Source organism: Nocardia nepalensis (assembly GCF_048910785.1).
GTDB lineage: Bacteria > Actinomycetota > Actinomycetes > Mycobacteriales > Mycobacteriaceae > Nocardia > Nocardia nepalensis.
Genome location: NZ_JBKBET010000020.1, coordinates 263,362 through 282,196, shown reverse-complemented (window position 1 = coordinate 282,196; position 18,835 = coordinate 263,362). Strand labels below are relative to the sequence as shown.

The 18,835-nt window shown below is 65.8% G+C and carries 16 protein-coding genes and 1 other RNA gene; 14 read left to right on the top strand and 3 right to left on the bottom strand.

Annotation, left to right across the window (positions count from 1 at the left end; genetic code table 11):
- Nucleotides 1-108 precede the first annotated feature (108 nt).
- The 8 genes from recQ to ACHQ4I_RS12495 all read left to right on the top strand — a co-directional run bounded on the left by recQ (nucleotide 109) and on the right by ACHQ4I_RS12495 (nucleotide 8,154).
- Entirely contained in the window at nucleotides 109-1,995 is a 1,887-nt protein-coding gene (recQ, locus tag ACHQ4I_RS12530) for a DNA helicase RecQ (RefSeq protein ID WP_420771880.1), read from the top strand.
- Nucleotides 1,992-3,071, top strand: a complete 1,080-nt coding sequence (locus ACHQ4I_RS12525; protein ID WP_420771879.1) for a metallophosphoesterase — start codon at nucleotides 1,992-1,994, stop codon at nucleotides 3,069-3,071. The genes recQ and ACHQ4I_RS12525 overlap by 4 nt, the downstream gene beginning before the upstream one ends.
- Before the next feature lie 53 nt (nucleotides 3,072-3,124).
- Nucleotides 3,125-3,370 carry a WLR motif membrane protein gene (locus tag ACHQ4I_RS12520; protein ID WP_420771878.1) on the top strand — a complete coding sequence of 82 codons (246 nt, stop codon included), beginning with the start codon at nucleotides 3,125-3,127 and terminating at the stop codon, nucleotides 3,368-3,370.
- 80 nt (nucleotides 3,371-3,450) lie between these two features.
- Nucleotides 3,451-4,617, top strand: a complete 1,167-nt coding sequence (locus ACHQ4I_RS12515) for an RNA-guided endonuclease InsQ/TnpB family protein (RefSeq protein WP_420771877.1) — start codon at nucleotides 3,451-3,453, stop codon at nucleotides 4,615-4,617.
- Between the two features lie 133 nt (nucleotides 4,618-4,750).
- On the top strand, nucleotides 4,751-5,224 hold the full coding sequence (smpB, locus tag ACHQ4I_RS12510) for an SsrA-binding protein SmpB (RefSeq protein WP_420771876.1): 474 nt from the start codon (nucleotides 4,751-4,753) through the stop codon (nucleotides 5,222-5,224).
- On the top strand, nucleotides 5,221-6,084 hold the full coding sequence (locus ACHQ4I_RS12505) for an EamA family transporter (RefSeq protein ID WP_420771875.1): 864 nt from the start codon (nucleotides 5,221-5,223) through the stop codon (nucleotides 6,082-6,084). The genes smpB and ACHQ4I_RS12505 overlap by 4 nt, the downstream gene beginning before the upstream one ends.
- Nucleotides 6,085-6,286: 202 nt before the next feature.
- Nucleotides 6,287-6,658, top strand: a transfer-messenger RNA (tmRNA) gene (gene ssrA / locus ACHQ4I_RS12500).
- Between the two features lie 398 nt (nucleotides 6,659-7,056).
- Nucleotides 7,057-8,154, top strand: coding sequence for a hypothetical protein (locus tag ACHQ4I_RS12495; RefSeq protein WP_420771874.1), 1,098 nt, complete (start codon nucleotides 7,057-7,059; stop codon nucleotides 8,152-8,154).
- A gap of 154 nt (nucleotides 8,155-8,308) precedes the next feature.
- On the opposite strand, the gene ACHQ4I_RS12490 is transcribed toward ACHQ4I_RS12495, so the two are convergent.
- Nucleotides 8,309-9,727 carry an alpha/beta hydrolase family protein gene (locus ACHQ4I_RS12490; RefSeq protein ID WP_420771873.1) on the bottom strand — a complete coding sequence of 473 codons (1,419 nt, stop codon included), beginning with the start codon at nucleotides 9,725-9,727 and terminating at the stop codon, nucleotides 8,309-8,311.
- A gap of 663 nt (nucleotides 9,728-10,390) precedes the next feature.
- Here ACHQ4I_RS12490 and ACHQ4I_RS12485 point away from each other — a divergent pair.
- Entirely contained in the window at nucleotides 10,391-12,748 is a 2,358-nt protein-coding gene (locus tag ACHQ4I_RS12485; protein WP_420771872.1) for an MDR family MFS transporter, read from the top strand.
- Nucleotides 12,749-12,768: 20 nt separating this feature from the next.
- Here ACHQ4I_RS12485 and ACHQ4I_RS12480 read toward each other — a convergent pair whose 3' ends face one another.
- A complete protein-coding gene (locus tag ACHQ4I_RS12480; RefSeq protein ID WP_420771871.1) occupies nucleotides 12,769-13,206 on the bottom strand; it encodes a MarR family winged helix-turn-helix transcriptional regulator in 438 nt (145 codons plus the stop codon).
- 107 nt (nucleotides 13,207-13,313) lie between these two features.
- On the opposite strand from ACHQ4I_RS12480, the gene ACHQ4I_RS12475 reads away from it, so the two are divergent.
- On the top strand, nucleotides 13,314-14,771 hold the full coding sequence (locus tag ACHQ4I_RS12475) for an MFS transporter (protein WP_420771870.1): 1,458 nt from the start codon (nucleotides 13,314-13,316) through the stop codon (nucleotides 14,769-14,771).
- Between the two features lie 83 nt (nucleotides 14,772-14,854).
- Here ACHQ4I_RS12475 and ACHQ4I_RS12470 read toward each other — a convergent pair whose 3' ends face one another.
- Nucleotides 14,855-15,289: a hypothetical protein gene (locus ACHQ4I_RS12470; RefSeq protein ID WP_420771869.1), complete on the bottom strand. Its 435-nt coding sequence runs from the start codon at nucleotides 15,287-15,289 to the stop codon at nucleotides 14,855-14,857.
- Between the two features lie 70 nt (nucleotides 15,290-15,359).
- Between ACHQ4I_RS12470 and ACHQ4I_RS12465 the strand changes: the two genes are divergently transcribed.
- Genes ACHQ4I_RS12465 through ACHQ4I_RS12450 form a run of 4 tightly spaced genes read left to right on the top strand, consistent with a single transcriptional unit; the run spans nucleotide 15,360 to nucleotide 18,827 of the window.
- Nucleotides 15,360-15,527, top strand: a complete 168-nt coding sequence (locus ACHQ4I_RS12465) for a hypothetical protein (protein WP_420771868.1) — start codon at nucleotides 15,360-15,362, stop codon at nucleotides 15,525-15,527.
- A 43-nt stretch (nucleotides 15,528-15,570) separates the two neighbouring features.
- On the top strand, nucleotides 15,571-15,783 hold the full coding sequence (locus ACHQ4I_RS12460; RefSeq protein WP_420771867.1) for a hypothetical protein: 213 nt from the start codon (nucleotides 15,571-15,573) through the stop codon (nucleotides 15,781-15,783).
- 26 nt (nucleotides 15,784-15,809) lie between these two features.
- Nucleotides 15,810-17,204 (top strand): serine hydrolase domain-containing protein, encoded by a 1,395-nt coding sequence (locus ACHQ4I_RS12455; RefSeq protein WP_420771866.1) that lies wholly within the window; start codon nucleotides 15,810-15,812, stop codon nucleotides 17,202-17,204.
- Nucleotides 17,205-17,213: 9 nt separating this feature from the next.
- Nucleotides 17,214-18,827, top strand: coding sequence for an FAD-dependent monooxygenase (locus tag ACHQ4I_RS12450; protein WP_420771865.1), 1,614 nt, complete (start codon nucleotides 17,214-17,216; stop codon nucleotides 18,825-18,827).
- The last annotated feature ends 8 nt before the right edge of the window (nucleotides 18,828-18,835 follow it).

Genomic DNA, 18,835 nt, shown 5'->3' with positions numbered 1-18,835 from the left:
CGCGGTGATCGAAATTTGTTGTCCACATGTGGACAACTCGGCGGGCCACCTGGGATCCGCGCCGATGTCGGGGTTCCGTTGTCCGACGGCGCTCGTAGGATGGGCCGGGTGGAATCCCCCGATGCTTTCGCGGCTGTATTGACCGACGGCGACCCCGTCGCCGAATCCGGTGCGGCACAAGAGGTTCTACGTCGGGTCTTCGGCTACGACAGCTTCCGCGGCGATCAGCGGGAGATCGTCGAGCATGTGGTCGGCGGCGGGGATGCGCTGGTGCTGATGCCGACCGGCGGCGGTAAGTCGCTGTGTTATCAGGTGCCAGCGCTGGTGCGTCCCGGTGTCGGCGTGGTGGTGTCACCGTTGATCGCGTTGATGCAGGATCAGGTGGACGCGCTCAGCGCGCTCGGCGTGCGCGCCGGCTTCCTGAACTCCACCCAGTTCCCGGATGAGCGCCGGATGGTGGAGGCGCAGTTCGTCGCGGGGGAGTTGGATCTGCTGTATCTCGCGCCCGAGCGGCTGCGCCTGGAATCGACCGCCGCTCTCCTGGATCGCGGCAAGGTGGCGCTGTTCGCCATCGATGAGGCGCACTGCGTCTCGCAGTGGGGTCACGATTTCCGCCCCGACTATCTCGCCCTGTCGATGCTGCACGAGCGCTGGCCGGAGGTGCCGCGCATCGCGCTCACCGCGACCGCGACGGCCAAGACCAGCGACGAGATCGTCGAACGTCTCGACCTCGGCTCGGCCCGGCGCTTCGTCGCCAGCTTCGACCGGCCGAATATCCAGTACCGGATCGAACCCAAGAACCGGCCGGATCGGCAGCTGCTGGAGTTCATCAAGGCCGAGCACGCCGGGGACGCGGGCATCGTCTACTGCCTGTCCCGCAATTCGGTGGAGAAGACCGCGGCCTTCCTCACCGAGAACGGCGTCGACGCGGTTCCGTATCACGCGGGCCTGGATGCGCGCACCCGTGCCGCCAACCAGTCGCGATTCCTGCGCGAGGACGGCCTCGTGGTCGTGGCCACCATCGCCTTCGGCATGGGCATCGATAAGCCGGACGTGCGCTTCGTCGCCCATCTCGATCTGCCCAAGTCGGTGGAGGGTTACTACCAGGAGACCGGGCGAGCGGGTCGCGACGGGCTGCCGTCGACCGCCTGGATGGTCTACGGGCTCGCCGATGTGGTGCAGCAGCGCAAGATGATCGACTCCTCCGACGGCGACGCCGCACATCGCAGACAGCTCCAGTTGCATCTGGACGCGATGCTCGCACTGTGTGAAACGGTGTCCTGCAGGCGAACTCAGCTACTCGCGTACTTCGGGCAGCCGGGACAGGCCTGCGGTAACTGCGACACCTGCCTGACCCCGCCGCAATCCTGGGACGGCACCGTGCCCGCGCAGAAGGTGCTCTCCACGGTGCTGCGACTGAAACGTGAACGCGGACAGAGCTTCGGCGCGGGGCATATCGTCGACATCCTGCTGGGCAAGTCGAATCCCAAAGTGCTGCAACATGATCACCATGAGCTGAAGGTCTTCGGGATCGGGACCGATCTGCGTGATGTCGAATGGCGCGGTGTCGTAAGGCAATTGCTCGCGCAGGGGCTGCTGGCCGTGCACGGTGACTACGGCGTGCTCACCCTCACCGAGGCCAGTAACGAGGTGCTGTTCGAGGGTCGAGAAGTGCTGCTGCGCCGCGAACCCGAGCGCGCCGCTAAACCGGCCCGTGCGGCTCGTACGGCGAAAGCGGGCAAGACCGCGGCTGCCGATCTGGCCCCGGCCGACGTGCCGCTCTTCGAGAAGCTGCGCGGATGGCGGGCGGCGACGGCCAAGGAACAGGGTGTGCCCGCCTACGTGGTCTTCCATGACGCGACGCTCCGGGAGATCGTCGCGCGCAAGCCCGCGAGTCTGTCCGAACTCGGAACGGTCGGCGGAGTCGGTGAGAACAAGCTGGCCAAGTACGGCGAGGGAGTGCTGGCCGTCCTGGCCGGGGAGGACGTGGCGTGAACGACTGTCTGATCGGGCGGCGTGGATTTCTGGCGGGCGCGGCCACCGTCGCTGCGGGCGCCTCACTGGTCGGCCTATCGCCCGCCGACGCGGTTCCGGTCGCGCCCGGCGTCACCAAATTCGATCTACCGACAGACCGTGACCTTCGGCTCCTGATCACCGGCGACGCGGGCACCGGCACCCGCACCCAATGGGCCGTCGCCGATGCCATGCGGGATTACCATCGCCGCCAACCGTTTTCGCTCGCACTCGGGCTCGGCGACAATATCTACGAGAGCGGCCCGAACAGCGCCGTCGACGTCCAGTTCGCCGATAAATTCGAAAACCCCAATGCGGGACTGGATTTCCCGTGGCTGATGGTGCTCGGCAATCACGACAACAGTTCGGTTCTCGGCGGCGACGGCGGCTGGCTGCTGCGCGGCAACAACGAGGTCGAGTACCACGCGAATTCGCCGCGCTGGTGGATGCCGAGCCGGTACTACTCGGTGCGGGTGCCCGAGCAGAATCCGGTGGTCGAGTTCTTCGTCCTCGATATCAATCCGCTCGCCTCGTATGTCCCGCCGGCCTTCGCCCCGTACTGGGAGGTCGACGGTCAGTTCATGAACGAGCAGCGCGCCTGGCTCGATCGCGCCATCGCCGAATCACCGGCCCAATGGAAGATCGCCTGCACCCACCACCCGTACCTCAATAACGGGCCGCACGGTGACGCTGGCCGCTACGAGGGGCTGTCCGTGGCGCCGATCAACGGCATCCACGCGAAGCGCTTCTTCGACGACCATGTCGTCGGCAAATGTCACTTCATCCTCTCCGGGCACGATCACTCCCTCCAGGTGCTCGAGCCGACCCCGGCATCGAAGGGCACCCGCCAACTCGTCTCCGGCGCGGCCGCCAAAACCGTGGCCGCCGAACCGAAACTGAATCCCGGCGGCTCCGGCAATGCCGCGCTGTTCGAGAACTATCACGAGCTCGGCTTCATGATCATGGACCTCACCGCGAGCGGCGTCGAGCTGACCGTGGTCACCGTCGATCTCGCCAGCGGCGGCGCCACCGAGGCCTTCGCGCGCCGACTTGCCTGAATCGCAACGGAATTGCCCGCCGTCGGACCGTTGCGGCGGCTACCGTTCACGATATGGAACACGGTCATGGGCCCACCGACGACGGGCCCGACCTCGGTGGCTCCCCGTCGAGCGACCCTGGCGACACGCCGCCGTATCAGCGCGGCACTCACGACCCGGCGGTGGATTCGGTCTGGCTGCGCCACCGCCCGCCGCCACCGCCGCGTCCGCGCGGTGTGCCACGCATGACCACGGTGTTGCTGGTCGGCGCCTTCATCGCGGTACTCATCCTGTACCTCGCGATCCGGCCCGGGGGCTAGCGGGAGCAGGCGCGGAATAATCCGGTTGCCGAGTCACCGAATTGGTGATGAAACCAAATGGGATATGCACCGCATAAACAATGTGTCGGCCAGTGCGGAACCCGGTCGCGGCTCGTGCAACCAGCGTTATGATCGAACATGTGAGCGAGGGGGTGGGGAGTGTGCGGTACACCTACCGGCTGCGAATGTCCCGTGCTGCTGAGCGGGCGTTGCTGGCCGAGTGGGACCGCTGCCGGTGGGTATGGAACCGATGTGTCGGCGAATCTCGAGCCGCGCACCAGGCCGGGGAGAAGATCGGCCCTGCTGGGCTCGATAAGAAACTCACCGGCTGGCGGGCCGAACTCGACTGGCTCCGGGGCGGGGCGTCTGTCCCGCAGCAGCAGATCATCCGCGACTTCGGTAAGTCTCGCGCGAAAGCATTGACCGACATCAAAAACCGTGTCCCGCAACACCGTCGGGCGGGGATGCCGCATTTCAAGAAGAAGGATCTTGCCGACCCGACCCTGAACTACACGCTGCGCGGATTCCGTCTCGAGGACGGCCGCCTGCGCCTGGCTGGCGGTGCCGTGGTGCGGCCGGTGTGGTCGCGGCAGTTGCCCGCCACACCGTCCTCGGTTCGCGTCTACCGCGACAACATCGGCCACTGGTACGCGAGTTTCGTTGTCCCTGCTGTGCGGGAGCCGTTGCCAGCGGTCGGGCAGGCTATCGGAATCGACTGGGGCGTGAAGGAGACCGCGACTACCACCAGCGACCTCCACGACCTCCCGCACCCTCGGTACGGGAAATCCGCTGCCGCGAAGCTCGCCCGCTATCAACGGATGATGGCTCGCCGGAGACCGAAGAAAGGACAGCCGGGCTCGAACGGCTACCGGAGGGCGAAACAGCAGACGGCGAAGCTACACAAAAAGGTCAGCCGACAGCGCCAGGACACCGCCCGGAAGTGGGCCAAGCGCGTGACACGGGATTTCGACCAGATCGCTGTGGAGGACTTCAAACCGAAGTTCCTCGCCAAGACAACGACGGCAAGCAAGGCCGCTGACGCTTCGATCGGCGCGACGAAGACAGCGTTGCTCGAGATGGGACGTAAGCACAGTCGGGATGTGCGGCTGGTGCATCCCGCGTACACGACGATGGATTGCCGGAACTGCGATGCGAGAGCCAAGCATCGTCTCCTGCTGTCCGACGCACCTATGTGTGTAAGTACTGCGGACACGCGTCTCCACGGGACAAGAATTCCGCGCACGTAATACTGAACAGGGCTGGTTTCAACCCTGCTGGTGTCGAGAACGTGAGACCAGAGCGCTCGCCGAGCGTACAGGCAGTTCGAGCCAGGAATCCCGCGCCTTAAGGCGCGGGAGGAATCAATTAAAGTTGAGCGTTATGAAGGAACAGGGGCGCAAGGTCATCGCGACCAACCGCCGGGCGCGGCACAACTACACGATCCTGGACACCTACGAGGCCGGGATCGCGCTGGTCGGTACCGAGGTCAAGAGTCTGCGCGAGGGTAAGGCCTCGCTGGTGGACGCCTTCGCGACGGTTGACAACGGCGAGGTGTGGCTGCGGGGTCTGCACATTCCCGAGTTCAGCCACGGCACCTGGACCAACCACTCACCACGGCGGGTGCGCAAACTGCTGCTGCACAAGCGCGAAATCGAGCGACTGGTCGGCAAATCGCGTGAGGGCAACCAGACATTGGTGCCGCTGTCGATGTACTTCTCCGACGGCAAGGTCAAGGTCGAGCTGGCGCTCGCCAAGGGTAAACAGGACTACGACAAGCGACAGGATATGGCCAAGCGCACGGCCGAGCGTGAGGTCACCCGCGAGCTGGGACGGCGCATCAAAGGCATGCGTTGACCGCTGTCCTACTGGCGCTGGTGGCCGCGGTCGGCTACGGCGTCAGTGACTTCTTCGGCGGTGTGGCATCACGGCGGGTGACCGCCCTGCGGGTCGTGATCGTCTCCTATCCGATCTCGACGCTATTGGTCCTCGCGCTGATCCCGCTGGTCGGCGGGACCCCGGACACCACATCAATACTCTGGGGGCTGGCCGCCGGTGTGGCCGGCGGCCTGGCGGTCTGGTGGTTCTATGCCGCATTGGCCAGCGGTCCGATGGCCGTGGTTTCGCCGCTCACGGCGGTATTGGTCGCGGGCATTCCAGTACTGGTCGGTCTGGTGATCGGCGAACGCCCCGATCCGCTGGCATTCGCGGGCATCGCCTTCGCGCTCGCCGCGGTATATCTGGTGAGCCGGGAATCACCCGATGACGTCACCGAGGAGATCACCGGCGGGCGCGAGCTGCGCTTCACCAGGAAGGTCGCGCTGCTGACCATCGGCTCGGGTGCGGCCTTCGGCCTCGCGTTCGTCTTCCTGCACGAGACGCGGGCGAGTGCCGGGATGTGGCCGTTGCTGGCCCAGCGCGGCGCGGCGACTCCGATGGTGTGGTTTATCGCGTTGTCGGCCGGGGAGTTTCGGCCGTTGCGCGGTGAGCCGCTGCGGTTGGCGGGGTATATCGCGGTGCTGGACACGATGGCGAATGCGGCGCTGCTGTATGCCTTTCATGGATCGATGCTGTCGTTGGTGAGTGTGATCGGATCGCTGTATCCGGCGGCGACGGTATTGCTGGCGATGGTGTTGCTCGGTGAGCGGGTCAGTCGCCCGCAGCAGGTCGGGCTGGGATTGGCGCTTGCCGCGGTCGGTTTGATCGCGGCGGCGTGATCGGGACGATCACCGGCCGCGTGCCGGTCGTGACCGGTGGGGCTGGATGTACGGCAGTGACAGGCGCGCGAGGGCGTGCCCCGATCCGCTGGCAATCGCTCCCGTGCAGGTCAGAGGCCTGAAATCAGGTATGGGGATAATGGAATGAACACGGCATGGCGCAGTGTTAACATAACTAGCCCGACAAGGTGTCGGGACGTACGGGGCTGAACGGTTTCGACTGCGTACGTAGATTTAGGGGAAGCGTGTCGGTGCAGGCAAGAGACCACCGTAAGCGTCGCTGCAACCAATTAAGCGCCGATTCCAATCAGCGCGAGTACGCCCTCGCTGCCTAAGTAGCAGGTCGTCTCTGTCAGTCCGGGTTCGTCCCTCGACCCGGGTACTGGCATCAGCTAGAGGGAATTACCGTCCGCCTCGGTCGCGGATCCGGACGGGACATCCAACAGCGACTGGGATCGTCATCCGAGCTTGTTCGCGAGACCCGGAGATCCAAGTAGAGACCTAGCGAACTGCACACGGAGAAGCCCTGAAGACGCGGCGGAGGACCCGGGTTCGATTCCCGGCAGCTCCACTGAAAGGCCTCTCACCTGAAGGACCGGGTGAGGGGCCTTTTCATGTACTTACCACTCGGAGTTTCGGCGGCGTTGACACATCTTGGCCGCACTCGCAGCGGCTGCGCTCAGGCCATCACTTGCGTGTTCGTCCGAGTCGTCGACGCAGTCCTCGAACCGGTGACGGTACATGTCTACCGTCACGGTCGCAGTCTTGTGCGCGTACTGGCGCGCTGAACTGTATTCATGTGCGTCGCTGGCGATACTGCACGCCGCTGCGGTATGCCTTCGGCCCGCGTCCGAGGTGGTAGTTGCCACGGTCTCGCTTTGGCGGGCCGCCCGCGTTCTGCGCGCAGAAGGCGCCCCAGGCCGGTCCTTGGTCATTCTCGGAGTGAGCCTCGAGTTGAGTCGCCTCAACGGAATGTCGGTCGAACAACAGATACCAGCCGACCATCGCGTATTGCGAGTATCTGGTGGTGATGTGCTGCTGCGGCGTTGCTTCGGTGTTCCACGATTCGAGCCGTTGAATGGCGCATCGCGGCGCGGCGGCATGCGGCGGGAACAACCCGCAAGGCTGGACAGGGGAGTGGGAAAGCGGCAATGCCATTCGGCGACGCCGTTGCCGGCGCTAGTGGCTTATTACGAAGTATCTGGAGGACTCATGTGCAGAACTCGACGAGCGATAATGCGTTCGTCTACGGCGGCGGTCGCGGCGATGGCCGGGCTCGCGATCGGATTGGCGGCAACCGCACCAAATGCCGTGGCCGACAGTGTGTCACCGTACACGGCGAGTACCAACGGCACAGTGGGCCCGATGTGGGCACAGATCTCCACCGCACCAGGTGGATTCATCGACTTCAAGTTCTTGCTAGTGGGAGCGGTAAGCGGATCGTGCAAGCTGATCGCCATCCCGTTGGAGGACGTCACCCTCGACGGTGCTCGGACGATCTCCGGCAATCCAAGTTTGGTTATGGCGGATGTTCCGGTGGTTGGTGGGTTTGCCAGTGGCAGACTGGGGCCCCTGCCGAACGGTTCCTACGACATTGGCGCGGGCACGTACTGCGACGGTGTCGACTTGTCGGGGTGGCATCACGGTGCGCGCCTGCTCAGTACGTTGCCGCGTGACAGCAGCGACCACTGGACGCAGGTCCGCGTGACTTTGGACGGCGGAGGCGAGGTACAGGCAGCGCCGCCGCCCGGACAACCTTCGCCACTTTCCGACGCGCCAAGGGTGGCCAGCGAATTGATGACGGCATATCCCGAACTCCTGAAATTTGACCCGGCAGAGGCGGCAGAATTTCTGTTGGATATGGCTAAGAATGACTTCGAGGGCGCAGCTGCTAAAGCGCGCGATATCGAGCGAGTCGCTGGCCCCGGAGTTGCGGGTGCTGCGGCGAGGGTCGCCGAAGACAACGTCGGGAAGGCTGCCGTGATCGCCGAGTGGGCGCGTGCCGCCGGATGGGTAGGCGTCGGGATGACCATCTTCGATCTGTTGTTCAATGGACCAAAAGCGGGGTAATCGCCGTCGATACATACCGGGCCCGTGCTACGTGCTTATTCACGCGTAGCACGGGCCCCTCTGGTGCATTTACCGCCAGTGATAGTGAACAGCTGAGCCGTCGGCGCGCCGACTTCAGTTGGGGCGGATCGTCGGATTCCGGTGGTGGCCCGGCTCACCGGCTGAACAGTTGCCAGTGCAGCGCCCACGGCACGAATGCCATTGCCGTCGCGAGCAATACGACCGCCTGCCGACGCAGCGGTGCGTCCATCCGGGCTCGCGCCCGCCACGCCGACAGGGCCAGGACGGCCGCGGTTGCGGGGACAGCTAATGCCAGCCCGTGCAGCAGGAGCCAGGGCAGCGGCTGGCCGATGGCGAAGGATGCCGGCGGCAGCTTGCCACCCACGGCGAGGATTCCCACGACGTAGGTCACGCCGCCCAGGGTGGCCAGCAGTCCAATGCTGGACACTGCCCGCGCCGCCCGCCGTGGCCCGCGGACACCGTCGGATGACCTGCGTCGCAGCATCATCCGCGCGAGAGCGGACAGCGGATACGCGGCGAAGCCGAGCAGCAGCGCGGCCAGCGCCGCGTACTCGAGACCGGGGTGGCCGCCCGGCGCACGGCTGGCTGTCGTCTGGACCGGAGCGGCAGCGGCGCTGCTCGGCGGTTCCTGATCGGCGGCGATCGCATGGATCCACTCGGTCATGACATCGGTGTAGCCGGGGTCGAGTTCGCCCAGCGGCTTGCCCTCGAACAGCTCGCCGCCGACCGCGTCGAAGCCGTCGGTGGTGCGATGCCCATTGTGCCCGGCATTCGGCACGAAACGTGTTGTCACCGAGTGATTCCCGGCGGCCGCCAGTTCGCGCTGGTAGATCGCCGCACTCTCGCCGCCGGGCACCTTTACATCGTGGTCACCCCACATCGCCAGCACGGGCACCCGCACGCGCCGCAGCGCGGGCACCGGGTCGTAGTCCGCCTCCGGGAACACCCCGAACCCGTCGATCACGGCAGCACCCGGGCCGCCCACCGCATCCGGTAGGTGGCCTGAAACACAGTTGTGCCGCAGCAGATTCGAGAGCAACCACGTCTGGGTGCGCAAGGGTGTCAGTCCGGACCCGCCGATGGTGACCACGAACCCGACCGTCGCCGATCGGGCCGCCGCGAGCGTCGCTACCCAGCCGCCCTCGCTGAACCCCCACAAGCCGACATGCTCGGCATCCACATCGGGCCGATCCCGCAGCAGTCGCACCCCGGCGAGCGCATCGTCAGCCAGCACCGAGAAGTCTCGGTGGCCGGTGGAGTATCCGACAGTGCGTTTGTCCACGACCAGTGTGGTGATGCCCGCGCGCGCGAAAGCTGCTGCTTCGGGTCGGTATTCGGCCCGAGGCCCCGGCCCCGATCCGCCGATGAGCACGATCCCCGGATGCGGGCCGTCGCCCGTGGGCCGGTAGACCGCCCCGTGCAGCCTCACCCCGTCGCTGTCGAACGCCACCTGCTCCTGCTCGGGATCCGCTTGTCCGGGTTGCGCTTCAGCCCTGCCGCCACCGATTCCGCAGCACAGCAGAACCAGCATTGCCGCCAACATCACTCGCATGCCGGAAACATAGGGACGTCAACCACTTCCGGGCATCGCACCACGGTACCGATGCCTCTCACCCTCCGGTACCGGCCGGACCGAGCCTTCCGGCCTGCTCAGCCGTAGACGGCCCGGTCGGAGCTGGCGGCATCGAGGACGGTCGAACTCGAGTGCTTGCGCCAGTGCGGATGCCGTGGCCGTGGTCGAGATTGCTAAGTGTGCTCCTCACGTGCAAGCGGGTCGGCGGCGTCGGCCGCTAGCTGTAATCGGGACCACCTCAAATCCCGGGCGTCGACCAGATGCACCCCTCAGACAAACTGGCTTGCGCGCCAACTGATCACCAATCCTGCGAGCCAGGCCATCCGAGCTCGCAAGCCGGATGGCGGAGCCAGCGCGACATCTGGACGGATGGCTGGCCGAGTACCACGGTCGCAGCTAACTGGCGAAGCACGTCGACCGTGGTGCGGGCGACGCGGCAGTCGGCTTCCGACGCCCGAAACTTGGTGGTGGCGATCTTCCGAGCCCCCGCGGGCAGACCTTCTGCCCGGCCCAAATGCCGCTCATCGCCGGGCAAGGGATCGCGGCCCGCGACCGACTCGACCGCATGCAGCGGCGGACCTATTATCGGACCGTCCGGCGGCCGATCGTGGTTCGCCGCGGGAAATGAGCTCGGGGGTAGGTGTGGACTCTTCGCATGGCGGGATGTTGGCGGGGTATGCGATCGAGGGTGTGCTCGGGCAGGGCGGGATGGGGACGGTGTATCGGGCGCGGCATCCGCGGTTGCCGCGGGTGGTGGCGATCAAGTTGCTGAATCAGGATGTGTCGGCTGATCCGGAGCTGCGGGCGCGGTTCGATCGGGAGGCCGATATTGTTGCGCGGCTGGATCATCCGGGGATCGTGGCGGTTCAGGATCGGGGAGTCGAGAACGGGCAGCCTTGGCTGGCAATGCAATACGTCGAAGGAGTCGATACCAGCAGACTGGATCCGGCCACGGTGAGCGTGGAGCGCGCCGTGCGGATTGTCGGGGAGGTCGCCGCGGCACTGGATTACGCGCACAGCCGGGGCGTGCTGCATCGGGATGTGAAGCCCGCGAACATTCTGCTGACGACGGCCCAGGCCGGTCTGGTGGAACGCGCGGTGCTCACGGATTTCGGTATCGCGCGTCTGCTGACCGCAAACACGCAATTGACCTCGACCGGAACCTTTACCGCCACACTGGCTTACGCCTCGCCGGAACAACTCTCCGGTCTGGTGGTTGATCATCGCTCGGATCAGTACTCCCTGGCCTGCACGCTGTTCGCGTTGCTCAGCGGTCGGACTCCATTCGCCGCAACGGACCCGGGCCAGGTGGTCGCCGGACATTTGGCCAGACCTGTTCCACCGCTGGGTCGTCCGGACGTGCCGCCGCAATTGGATGCCGTCATCGCACGGGCGATGGCGAAGAATCCGGCCGAACGTTTCGCCAGTGCTGGGGAATTCGCTGCCGCGGCACTACAGGCGGTGTCCGGGCGAGTCTTCGCCGCGCCGCCAGGGTTCCAGGTCGCGTCCGCGCCGAACCAGGGCTGGGGGACTCCGCATTTCAGCCCGCCCACTGTGCCACAGCAGGGTTGGCAGGCCGCACCCGGTCCCCAAGACGCGGTGTGGATGCGCAATCCGTGGCCCGCCGCGTGTGCGATGGCGGTCGGATTCTTCGTCGTACTGTTGGTGTCGTCCGCTGTCCCGAGCGCCCTGCCGTCGATTCAGCGAGACTTGCATGCCGGCTCCGTGTTGGGCTGGGTGTCCGACGCCTATGCGCTGTGCGCGACGGTGCCGCTGCTGTTCACCGGGCGACTCGGTGATCGCTTCGGGCCCAGGAAGATCTACCTCATCGGTGTGGCGTTGTTCATGCTCGGCTCGCTCGCCTACACGATGGCGGCCAGTATCCAGATGCTGATTCCGGCGATGGCCGTGCAGGGTCTGGGTGTGGCCCTGATCATCCCGCAGACCATGGCGGTCATCCTGCAAGTCTTCCCGCCGGGCAAGCGCGGTGCGGCCCTGGGCCTGTGGGGTGGCTGCGGCGGTCTCGCCATGCTGCTCGCCCCATTCGTCGGCGCCGAGCTGGACGCTATCCTCGGCTGGCGCTGGGTCTCCCTGCCCGCCGTGCCGCTCGGATTGATCATGATCGTGCTGGCCGCCACGCTGGTGCCCGCGCTGCCGCTGCAGCGCCCGAGGGCCGATCCGGTCGGTGTACTGCTCTCCGGCGCCGGGGTGCTGCTGCTGGTCCTGAGCCTCATGCAAGGGGTCCAGCGCGGCTGGACGATCTGGGGTCCCGGCCTGATCGCCGGTCTGCTCGTCTTCGGATTGTTCCTGTTCGTCCAAGCGGGCACGCCCAGCGCCGCACTGATCCCGAAAGTTGTACTGCGCGATCGCAACTGGTGGTTGTCGAGTCTGCTGACCCTGGCCTTGATCGCTTCCCTGAGCGTCGTACTGATGGTGCTGGCGATACACCTGCAGGTGGGGATGGGATTCGCCGAGGTCAAGGCGGGACTGGTGCTGGTGCCCGCGGCCCTGGTCACCGCCATCTTCTCGCCGATTCTCGGCTATGTCGCCGATCGGAGGCATCCGGCGATATTGCCTGCGATCGGATTCACCTCGGCGGCCGCGTCCGCCGCCGGGATCACGGCCGCGATGCAAATGACCAGCCCATTCCTGTTCGCACTGATCGGCGCGGTCCTCGGATTCGCCCTGGCCTGCCTCTGGGGCCCACTCGCGGCAATCGCGACCAGCGCTGTCCCGTCCCAGCAGTCCGGTACGGGCGCGGGCACCTACCAGACGACGCGCGATCTCGGCTCCCTGGTCGGAGTCACCGTCGTCAGCGCGGTGATCAGCTTCCGCGCCGCGACCAACGGCTACCGAGCCGACGCCGCTCTGCACACCGCGCTGCGTGAAGCCGGACTGCTGGCCGCCGCGGTCCTACTGGTCTGCGCACTTGCCACCGCCCTCCTCACCCGCCGCCAGGCGGCCCCCACCCCGCCCGCCTACGCCCCTTTCCAGCAATAGGTTTCAGTCGGTGCAGCCGGTCAGGCCGAGATTGCGCGCTTGAGGAGGGTGTAGAGGTCTCGGCGTTGTTGGGGGTTGAGGGCGGCGAGGGCGGGGACGTTGCTGAAGGCGGATTCTTCGAGCTTGGCGAGTACTCGGCGTCCCTCGTCGGTCAGGGTGACGATGCGTGCGCGGCGGTCGGTGGGGTGGGGGTCTTTGCGGATCAGGCTTTGGGATTCGAGCCGATCGACCGTGGTGGCCGTATTGGAGACGTCGGCGCCCAGGCGAGTGGACAGGTCTTTTACCGTGATCGGCTCGGTCAGTTGGCGCAGCGCCTTGGCCTGTACCGGTGTCACGCCCAATTGTGCTGTGGCGGCGGCGAAGTGCGCCCGTACCAAGCCCACCGTCTGTTGCAGGACATCGACCAGCTCTGACGTGCTCGGTATGTCGTCGGTGGCGGCACGCTCCTCGCTCTTCACATCTGCACTGTACCGCTTCGACGCTTAATGATGGTTGACCACCAATATATTCCATGCCAAACTCGGCACCATCATTAGTGGTGTACCACCAATAGTTTGGAGCCTTCATGGATACCGTCGCACCGTCTCCGCCCCGTGCATCCGCGGGTGTCTTCATCGCACTGGCGCTGCTGTGTTCGGTGCAGATGATGTTGAACCTCGATGACACCGTGGTCAACGTCGCACTGCCCACGATCGGGCGCACCCTCGGGATCTCCGAGGGCGGATTGACCTGGATCATCAACGCCTACCTGCTGCTGTTCGGCGGGTTCCTCCTGTTCGGCGGGCGGTGTGCGGACCTGTTCGGACCGCGCCGGGTGTTTCTGATCGGCGTTGCCGTATTCGGTATTTCGTCATTGACCACCGGTCTCGCGCAGAACGCGGCGATGATCATCGCCAGCCGCGCCGGTCAGGGCATCGGCGGTGCGCTCGCCAGTCCGGCCGCCCTGGCGATGGTCGCGGGGCTGTTCGACGATCCCAAGTCGCGCAGCCGCGCATTGGGTGCGTGGGCCGGACTCGGCGGCTTCGCGGCGACGCTGGGCGTGGTGCTCTCCGGCCTGCTCACTCAGTACACGTCCTGGCGCTGGTGCTTTCTGATCAACGTGCCGGTCGCGATCGTGGCGTTGCTCGCGGTGCCACGGCTGATCCCGGATCGGCGACCGCACCGTGACGCCCCCGCCAGGATCGATGGCCTCGGTGCCGCGCTGATCACTGCCGCGATCGCGGCTCTCGACCTCGGCTTGATCGACAGCGGTCGGGTCTCCGGGTTGGCCACCGCGGTCCGGATCGCGGCGGGCATGGCGCTGGTGGTCGCGTTCGTCGTCGTCCAGCAGCGCTCCCGGGTACCGCTCATTCCGTTGTCGTTCTTCGGTAACCGCGATCGGGCCGTCGCCAATATCGCGAATATCGGGTTCTGCTCGGCCAATCTGTCGATGCTGTTCTTCCTCACCCTGCACCTGCAGCAAGTGATGCATTACAGCCCGGCGCGCACCGGCGTAGCCTGGCTTCCCTTCTGCGCCACGGTGATCGCCGGCTTCGGTCTGTCCGCCGGACTGGTTCCGCGCTTCGGGGTCCGAGTCATGCTGATCGCCGCGTTGGGGACCGGAGCGTTCGGCATGTTCTTGTTGGCGCAGATCACCCAGACCACGACGTATCCGGCGTTGCTGCCCGGCCTGATGATCGCGGGGTTCGGGATGGGCCTCGGTTTCGTCGCGATGACGATCGCGGCGGTCGGCGAAACCCACACGGATATAACGGGTCTCGCCTCCGGATTGGTCACCACCACACAGCAACTCGGCGGCGCCCTCGGGCTCGGCGTTCTCGGCGCCGTCGCCATCCACCGCAGCACCGGACTCATGGCGTCCGGCACACCGCCGGAATCGGCACTGACACAAGGCTTTCGACTCGCCTTCCTGGTCAGTGCCCTCGTCCTCGCGATCGGCACGGTCTTCGTCGGGTTCGGGATCACCCGCGCCGCGGGGACCGCGGTCGCGGAACGGGATCCGGAGGTGCCCATGACGATTTGACTCGGGGCGATTCCCGCCAGCTTGACGCCAAAGGCCCGGTCCGCACGGACCGGGCCTTTGGCGTTTCGGTGGATCGTTCGGATCTATACGCAGACGCCGGCGAGGTTCACTGCGCTGACGGTGGTGGACCCGGCCGCTGGTTGGTAGTCGGGCAGACCGTCGTAGTAGATGGCGCTGACAATGTGCTCGCCCACGGTATCCGGAATCCAGAGGATGCTCGCGGTGCCGTTGGAGACCGGCACGGTCCCGACGATGTTCCCGCCGAGGCCGGGCAGGTGGCTCGTGAATTCGACGACACCGCGTTGCACCGGGGTGCCATCGGGGCGCTGCACGGTCGCCTGCGCAGTCTGCCCGCAGCCGACCACGGCGACATTGCTTGCACCGAGCGCCGAGCCGGTCATCGTCACCGATAGGGTCGGGGCGATCGCCGCATTCGCTTGGGGTGCCAAGGTTGTCGGTACTGTCAGACACGCCGCCGCAAGCGCCACACCGGCCGCGCCGCGCGAGAGTCCGCCCATCATGCCCGCCTTTCGCTGTGCCGACCGGGCCGCCTTGGCCCGGCGTAGGTCGTCGCACAGTACCTGAGACGTGGATCACATTGTCGCGGGCCGCGCCGAGAACTCCGGGGAGAGCTCGGAGCGTCGTCGCGTGCAGCTGACGCTGGTGTGCCGCTGGCTGCTGGGCGCGATCGAGCAGCAGCGCGATCTATTGCGGGTCGTCGAAACGCGATGGCGATCGGTTCCCGGAGCTGCGTGACCGATGCCGGATCCATCTGATCGACGCCGCGCATCGAGCCGCGGTGCGGTTCACGACCAGGTGGGCGGAGAATACGAGCCATCCGTCCCGGGATCCGGAGGCCTCGGCGGTCATCATGATCGGCGCCGTATTCAACTACAAACACACGCAGTGGACCTATGCGCAGCCACCCATGGGCGTCGACCAGGACCGTTTCATCACCTACTGGGTGAACTACTGCTACGACCTGATGACCGGAAAGTCCGGCCCCGAATGACGTAGTCCGGCCGACGGGTCCTCGCGATGGCTGGTTCATTCCCGCCCAGGACCATGTGGCACCGAGTTAGGGTGGCACCGCGCTACATAACCACGTTCCCAGCAAACCCCGAACGGAGAGTTATGGGACACAGGACGAGTATCGCAGCGTGTATCGCAGCCGCCGTTATGTTGATCGTCGCGGGCTGCGGAACGTCGACGGAATCCACCGGAAATTCCTCGAGCGCGTCGACCACGCCGGGAGCCGAGCCCGCGTACGCCGCCGCTCTCCGGCCGGTGATAACCACGCTGATGAAGGACAACGTAATTCCGGGCGCGGTAGTGCTCGTCAAATCGCCGAAGCAAGGCAATTGGACCGCGACATTCGGTACCCGGGCCATCGACCAGAACGAGCCGATGTCGGTGGACGACTACTTCCGTATCGGCAGTAACACCAAGACGATGACGTCGACGGCCATCCTGCAGCTGGTGCAGGATGGCAAGCTCGCACTCGACGACCCCATTGCCAAGTACTGGCCCGGTGTGCCGAACGGCGACCGGATCACCATCGCTCAGCTCTCCGAAATGCGCAGCGGGCTATACAGTTACAGTTTCGACCCCGAGTTCAACGCCACGCTCGACAATGACCCGCAGAAGGTATGGACGCCGGAGGAATTGCTGGCGATCGCGTTCGCGCACCCGGTCGGCTTCGAGCCCGGGGAGAAATTCGAGTACAGCAATACCAACATCATCTTGCTCGGCCTGGTCATCGAGAAGATTACGAAAATGACTGCCGCCGAGAACTTTCAGAAGCGCATCTTCGATCCGCTCGGTCTGAAGGACACCTCTCTCCCCGCGGCAACGGACTCCTCGATTCCGGATCCGCATCCACAGGGCTATGCCTTCGGCACCAACGTATCCACCATCGAAACGTTCGCACTTCCTCCCGCGGAACAAGCCGCGGCCGTCGCAGGCACCCTGAAACCGAATAATGAGACGAACGCCAACCCGTCTTGGACATGGACCGCGGGCGGCGCGATCTCGACGGTCGGCGATATGGCCACATATGTGAAGGCCCTCGTCGGCGGCGGGCTGCTGGACGAGAAGATGCAGAAGATTCGTCTGGACAGCATTCAGCCGATTGATCCGGCCGACCCCGGCGTCGCCGGATACGGTCTCGGCATCGTCCGATTCGGTCTGCATCTCATCGGGCACGACGGTCAGATCCCAGGATTCATGACTTTCATGGGCTACGACCCTGTCTCGGAGCTCACCATCGTGATCGCGACCAATCTCGCGACCGTTCCGTCGGGTGAGGGGTCGGCGCTGACGCTGCTGAAAGGCATGCTGCCGGTCTTCTACGGTGCCGATGCCCTGCCGGGGCAAGCGAGTCCGACGGCGCCGACGAGCGGCTCCACCGAAACAACGACTACCGGTCGGTGAGGTGATGGGATGGATGAGACCGGTGTACTGATCGCCGGCGCCGGGCCGATCGGCCTGATCACCGCGATCGAGTTGCGACGCAGGGGAGTGTCGTGCCGAATCGTCGACCCGCTGCCGCAACCACCCCAATACGCGAAAGCCGTTGGTATTCAACCCCGTACGCTCGAAGTATTCGAGGGGATGGGCCTACTGCGTCAGGTGCTGGACGTGGCGATCCCAATTCGTGGCCAATTGCTCTATGTCAATGGTGTCGAGGTCGGGCGCATCGATCTGTCGCTGCCGCCGGACGTGCCGTTCGAATTCGTCGGGCTTCCCCAATACGAGACGGAGCGGATCCTGCGGGACCGGCTCACCTCGCTGGGCACCACAATCGAACGCGGCACCCGACTGGCGACGTTCGAGCAGGACAACGACGGCGTCCGCGCGCTGTTGTCGCACGCCGACGGCGAAGAGATGGTGCGGGCGCGCTATCTCGTCGGCTGCGACGGTGCGCACAGCGTTGTCCGCAAGACGCTCGGCCTCACGTTCGAGGGTGCGGCGTTCGCCGAGCAGTACATGCTCGGTGATGTCGAACTCGACTGGTCGTTGCCGCGGGGGTACGGCGTGCGTTCGACACACCAGACCGACGGCACCACCGATGATCTGCTGGTGTGTATCCCGTTGCCCGGCAGACGCCGATACCGCATCTCGATGCTGGTCCCCGACGAACTGGCTCCGGCGGCGGGCGGCGACAATATCGAGCACGGCTTCGAATCCGGGCGAAGGCCCGAACTGTCGCATTTGCAGGCAGTGCTGGACCGGCTGGCCCCCGAGCCGACCCGCGCGTCGGATCTGCGATGGTCCTCGGTGTTCCGGATCAGCCACCGCATCGTGGATTCATACGGTCGCGGAAGGGTTTTCGTCGCGGGCGATGCCGCGCACATTCATCCGCCGACCGGCGCGCAGGGCATGAACACCGGCATCCAGGACGCACACAACCTGGCATGGAAGCTCGCGCTCGCCATCGAAGGCGATGCGGCAACGGATCTGTTGGCCAGCTACGACGCGGAACGCAGACCCGTCGGCGAAGAGGTGGTCGGCCGGACCGTTCGCAGCGCCCGCGAGGGCATCGGCGCGGATTCGACGGATCCGGACTACGTGATCCGGCGCGAAGCCCAGTTGCTGATCGACTACGGCGACAGTCCGATCGTCGCCGACAGCGGCACCGACGAGCCACAGCCGAGGGCGGGCAGCCGCGCACCCGATATTCCTGGGCTCACCCGCGACGCCGTCACCTTCGACGTCCGGTTGTTCTCATTGCTCGGCCGGATCGATCACACGATCCTGATCTACGCCGACGACACCACCACCGCGACCGACCTCCGCGAGCTGGAGCAAGTGGCGGCCGCCGCGACCGTTGCGGCGCACGGCCATCTCGACGTGTATCTCATCGCCGCCCCACAAGCCGCTGTCGCCGAGACGATCCTGCCGCTCATCCGCGATACCGCAGGAAACTTCGCGAACGGCTACCAGGCGCGGCACCGCTCGGTTTTCGTCGTCCGCCCCGACGGCTATCTCGGATTCGCACGGCGTGCGGCGCTCGGTGCCGAAGTCACCGACTATCTGAAATCGACGTTCCGCTGAGCACCGAG

Bases quoted from the DNA above. Each gene is read 5' to 3' on its own strand.
- ACHQ4I_RS12520 (WP_420771878.1), top strand. From the start codon at position 3,125: ATGGAACACGGTCATGGGCCCACCGACGACGGGCCCGACCTCGGTGGC.
- ACHQ4I_RS12515 (WP_420771877.1), top strand. From the start codon at position 3,451: ATGTGTCGGCCAGTGCGGAACCCGGTCGCGGCTCGTGCAACCAGCGTT.
- smpB (WP_420771876.1), top strand. From the start codon at position 4,751: ATGAAGGAACAGGGGCGCAAGGTCATCGCGACCAACCGCCGGGCGCGG.
- ACHQ4I_RS12495 (WP_420771874.1), top strand. From the start codon at position 7,057: ATGTCGGTCGAACAACAGATACCAGCCGACCATCGCGTATTGCGAGTA.
- ACHQ4I_RS12490 (WP_420771873.1), bottom strand. From the start codon at position 9,727: ATGCGAGTGATGTTGGCGGCAATGCTGGTTCTGCTGTGCTGCGGAATC.
- ACHQ4I_RS12475 (WP_420771870.1), top strand. From the start codon at position 13,314: ATGGATACCGTCGCACCGTCTCCGCCCCGTGCATCCGCGGGTGTCTTC.
- ACHQ4I_RS12470 (WP_420771869.1), bottom strand. From the start codon at position 15,289: ATGGGCGGACTCTCGCGCGGCGCGGCCGGTGTGGCGCTTGCGGCGGCG.
- ACHQ4I_RS12455 (WP_420771866.1), top strand. From the start codon at position 15,810: ATGGCTGGTTCATTCCCGCCCAGGACCATGTGGCACCGAGTTAGGGTG.
- ACHQ4I_RS12450 (WP_420771865.1), top strand. From the start codon at position 17,214: ATGGATGAGACCGGTGTACTGATCGCCGGCGCCGGGCCGATCGGCCTG.